Source organism: Clostridium sp. D5 (assembly GCF_000190355.1).
GTDB classification, from domain to species: Bacteria; Bacillota; Clostridia; order Lachnospirales; family Lachnospiraceae; genus Faecalicatena; species Faecalicatena fissicatena_A.
Genome location: NZ_GL870811.1, coordinates 350,494 through 354,814 on the forward strand (window position 1 = coordinate 350,494; position 4,321 = coordinate 354,814).

Here is a 4,321-nt window from a genome sequence, read left to right on the forward strand (position 1 = left end):
CGTTAGAAGCTGTTGAAGAAAGCGGAAGTAAAATGAAGGGCAAAATTTGCCTTACCAGGCAAATTTTGATGCCGCCTGCGGCGCGAATGCATCGGCATTCGGGCCAAATGCGGCATGTACCTTCATTTTACTTCCGCTTTCTTCTACAGCTTCTTCGCGCAGTGTCAGGACATTTCACCAGCAGACATTGCCCCGTCAGGCACCGGACTCGCCTTGTCATTCGCGTCCCCCCATCCACTCATGAGACTAAAGCTCATTCGTTCATTCCCGCTTACCAGACTCCCATGAAGTGCTGCATTCCGAGGCTGACGAGTGCAATTCCAACCCAGCAGCAGAATCCGGTGAAGATTGGTTTACCGCCTGTTTTTACAAGGTCGACGATGTTGGTGTTCAGGCCGATTGCTGCCATTGCCATAATAATGAGGAATTTACTCAGCTCTTTTAAGGGGGCTGTGACGGCCGGGGTCAGCTGGAATACGGTGGTGATGACTGACGCCAGGACAAAGAACAGCACGAAATAGGGGAAGGTTTTTTTCAGACTGAAGGTGGAGCCTTCGGTCTTTTTTTCTTTTCTGCCTTTGTAAAGGGCCAGGAACAGAGTGATCGGGATGATCGCCAGTGTTCTTGTCATCTTGACTATGGCAGCGGCCTCCAGGGTGTTGCTGGCGTGAATTCCATCCCATGCGGCTGCTGCGGCTGTTACAGAGGAGGTATCATTGATGGCTGTTCCTGCAAACAGGCCGAACCCCTCATTGCTCAGATGGAGCATGCTTCCCAGTGCTGGGAAGATTAAGGCGGCGATGACGTTGAAGAGGAAGATGACAGAGATGGACTGGGCAACTTCCTCGTCATTGGCATCAATGACGGGTGCTGTAGCTGCGATCGCAGAACCTCCGCAGATGGAGGAGCCGACTCCGACCAGCACGGCGTTGTTTGGGTGGAGCTTCAGCACTTTATACAGGATAAAAGCAATGATCAGGGAAGTGCTGATTGTGGAAAGAATAATTGGAAGAGACTGGCGTCCTTTTGCAAGGATTTCCGTCAGGTTCATTCCAAAACCAAGAAATACAACTGCTGCCTGCAGAATTTTCTTAGATGTATAGGTAATGCCGGGCTGTGTGGTGTCTTTCCGTTTGATGATTAAGGTTAAAACCATTCCGATCAGTATTGCGAATACCGGACCTCCGATGACCGGAAGTGCCCGGCCCAGAAACCATGATGGAAGGGCGATGATCAGACAAAATAATATACCGGGTCCTTTTTGTTTTATAAAGTTCATTTTACAAATCCTCCATTCTTATTCCTTTAGATTTAGATAATTAATTTGGCAGCAAAAGCAGGATATTTTCCATATTTTGTCTGTCACGGTTATAATATCATAAAAAAACTATAAAATAAAATTATATATCTTTATTTTATAATAATAATATGTTATAGTTATTAAAGGGAGTAATTAAAATATATAGGGCGGAGCTTTTGCGCGAAGAAAGCTCCGCCTGCATTCATTTAACGAGGGATGAATATGCTGGATTTTCGGATGGAGACATTCCTGACGGTATGTCAATGTATGAATTTTACAAGAGCAGCTGAAGAACTGAATATAACACAGCCTGCAGTATCTCAGCATGTACGGTATCTGGAGAAGAACTACAGGACGAAGCTCTTCCAGTATGAAGGGAAGAAGCTGAAGCTGACAGAAGCGGGAGAGATGCTCCGCAATGCTTCTCTGACTATGATGCACGATGAGCTGTCATTGCAGAAGCAGATGACGCATCTTTCGGATGGTTTTCAGGACATACGTTTTGGGGCGACCATGACCGTAGGCGAGGTGGTTATGGCGCAGATTCTGGAACGGTATCTGGTAAAGTATCCGGATGTACAGTTACATATGGAAGTGGCGAATACGCAGGAGCTGCTTGCAAGGCTGGATAATGGAGAGATAGATTTTGCTCTGGTGGAAGGTTTTTTTAAAAAGAACGAGTATGATTATCTGCACTACTCTACAGAGAGATATGTGGGAGTGTGCAGTCCATTTTATCCGTTCAGCAAGAAGCCGGAGACACTGGAAGACTTGTTCGGAGAACGTCTTCTGCTCAGAGAACCGGGTTCTGGAACCAGAGAGGTGCTGGAGCGGTATCTGGATTCCCAGAATTACGGAATCTCAGATTTTGCCAGAACAGCGGAAATAGGCAGTTTACATACGATTAAGGAGTTGACAAAAGCGGGCTGTGGTATTACATTTTTATATGAGGTCGCAGTTAGGGAAGAACTGGAAAAAAGAGAACTCAAGGTGATTTCTCTGAAGAATTTCGGGATTACTCATGATTTCACCTTCATATGGAGGCGGGGGAGTATCTATGCAGAGACTTACAGGAGATTATTCCGCCAGTTTTCCGAAGAATAAAGAGTGCGGCTAGCATAAGAAAAGGAAGTGACAGAGATGTTACAGGTAGAGCATTTATCATATGATGTATCTGAGGAAGGAAAGCAGTCGGAGATACTTTCCGATATCAGCTTTTCAGTAGAGGACGGCGAGATGCTGGTCATCACCGGACCTAACGGAGGCGGGAAGTCTACACTGGCAAAGCTTCTGATGGGAATCAACAAAGAGACGGCGGGCAGGATTATCCTGAACGGAAAGAATATCACAGATTTATCAATCAATGAAAGGGCACAGGCCGGGATGGGTTTTGCATTCCAGCAGCCTCCCCGTTTTAAAGGGATGACGGTGAGGAGGCTGCTGTCACTGGCGGCAGGCGAGGAACTGACCGAGGAGAAGTGCTGCGGACTATTAAGCAGCGTTGGTCTGTGTGCCCTGGAGTATATAGACAGAGAAGCTGATTCCACCTTATCCGGCGGAGAGATGAAGCGGATCGAGATTGCCACTGTACTGGCAAAGAAGCATGATATCTGTATTTTTGATGAGCCGGAGGCGGGAATTGATCTGTGGAGCTTTTCAATGCTGATCAAACGCTTCGAGAAGATCCATAAAGAAAAGAAAGAGAGTCTGATCCTCATATCCCATCAGGAAAGAATTATCCAGATGGCGGACAGGATTATGGTATTATCCGATGGTAAACTGGACTCTATCGGGCCGACAGCGGAGATTATGCCGCAGCTGCTCGGACAGGACATGGATTCCTGTGCGTGCATGCAGGAAAGGGGAGGTGACATCTGTGAAGCTTAACGAAGTGGCGGAAAATGTACTTAAAGTAATAGATTCTCTGGGTTTTAAGCAGGAAGGCGCCTACAATCTGCGTTTGAACGGTATGGCAGTATGCCACGGGGACAGCCGTCATATCCGGATTGAAAAAAAAGAGGATAAACCAGGCATTAATATTTATATCAGCGGTGAGGCACAGCAGGAGCAGGTTCATATCCCAGTCGTGATGTCAGAGTCTGGTATGAAGGATGTTGTATACAATGATTTTTATATAGAAGACGGAGCAGACGTCATAATCGTAGCCGGCTGCGGAATCCACAATGATGGCTGCAGCGAGAGCCGTCATGACGGCATCCACGCTTTCCATGTCGGAAAAGACGCGAATGTCAAGTATGTGGAGAATCATTATGCAGAGGGCGAAGGAACCGGCGGTAAAGTACTGAATCCGGTGACTAAGATTTACGTGGGGGAGAACTCGGTGTTTACGCTGGAGACCACCCAGATAAAGGGCGTTGATTCCACAGAGCGGGAGACATTTGTAGAACTGTCCGAAGGGGCGAAGCTGTTCGTTACAGAAAAGCTGATGACCCATGCAGAACAGACCGCCATATCTAACATGGATGTCCAGCTGAGCGGGGAGAACAGTTCAGCCAGAATCATCTCACGTTCCGTTGCAAAAGGAACCTCAAGACAGATATTCCATCCAAGGGCGATTGGGAATAACCTGTGCCATGCACATGTACAGTGCGACTCCATCATCATGGACCAGGCCGAGATCAGTTCAATCCCGGAGATCAACGCAAAACATGTGGACGCACAGATCGTACATGAAGCCGCAATTGGGAGAATTAATGATGAACAGCTGATTAAGCTCAGGACATTTGGGATGTCGGAGGAAGAGGCAGAATCAGTAATCATCGAGAACTTCCTCAATTAAATCGGGATTTAGCTCACGAGCTTTAGACTCGGGAGCGGATGGAGGGGGCGCTTACCGTGAGCCGGGACGGACTGTGAAAAACACCTGTCCTGTTGGTAATACAGCCGCTGCGCCAAGCAGCAGTAAGAGGAAATCCGCAAAATCAGCGTGAACCGAACACATTCACCGCTTAATCTGGTGATTAAGCTGCTCAGGTGTTCTAAAAAGCAGCTTCGGAAGCT

Annotated in this window: 4 protein-coding genes; 3 read left to right on the top strand and 1 reads right to left on the bottom strand. The window is 47.4% G+C overall.

From position 1 onward, the window contains the following. Positions 1 to 271: 271 nt before the first annotated feature. Positions 272 to 1,279: a YeiH family protein gene (locus HMPREF0240_RS09860; protein WP_009003297.1), complete on the bottom strand. Its 1,008-nt coding sequence runs from the start codon at positions 1,277 to 1,279 to the stop codon at positions 272 to 274. A 243-nt stretch (positions 1,280 to 1,522) separates the two neighbouring features. Between HMPREF0240_RS09860 and HMPREF0240_RS09865 the strand changes: the two genes are divergently transcribed. Genes HMPREF0240_RS09865 through HMPREF0240_RS09875 form a run of 3 tightly spaced genes read left to right on the top strand, consistent with a single transcriptional unit; the run spans position 1,523 to position 4,100 of the window. After that, entirely contained in the window at positions 1,523 to 2,404 is an 882-nt protein-coding gene (locus tag HMPREF0240_RS09865) for a LysR family transcriptional regulator (protein ID WP_035312888.1), read from the top strand. A gap of 36 nt (positions 2,405 to 2,440) precedes the next feature. Further along, positions 2,441 to 3,187 carry an ATP-binding cassette domain-containing protein gene (locus HMPREF0240_RS09870; RefSeq protein WP_009003299.1) on the top strand — a complete coding sequence of 249 codons (747 nt, stop codon included), beginning with the start codon at positions 2,441 to 2,443 and terminating at the stop codon, positions 3,185 to 3,187. Next, the gene (locus HMPREF0240_RS09875; RefSeq protein ID WP_035312890.1) at positions 3,177 to 4,100 is read left to right on the top strand and encodes a SufD family Fe-S cluster assembly protein; all 924 of its coding nucleotides are present in this window, start codon (positions 3,177 to 3,179) and stop codon (positions 4,098 to 4,100) included. The genes HMPREF0240_RS09870 and HMPREF0240_RS09875 overlap by 11 nt, the downstream gene beginning before the upstream one ends. The last annotated feature ends 221 nt before the right edge of the window (positions 4,101 to 4,321 follow it).

Excerpts from the sequence above, each read along its gene's own strand:
- HMPREF0240_RS09860 (WP_009003297.1), bottom strand. The coding sequence starts at position 1,279 with ATGAACTTTATAAAACAAAAAGGACCCGGTATATTATTTTGTCTGATC.
- HMPREF0240_RS09865 (WP_035312888.1), top strand. The coding sequence starts at position 1,523 with ATGCTGGATTTTCGGATGGAGACATTCCTGACGGTATGTCAATGTATG.
- HMPREF0240_RS09870 (WP_009003299.1), top strand. The coding sequence starts at position 2,441 with ATGTTACAGGTAGAGCATTTATCATATGATGTATCTGAGGAAGGAAAG.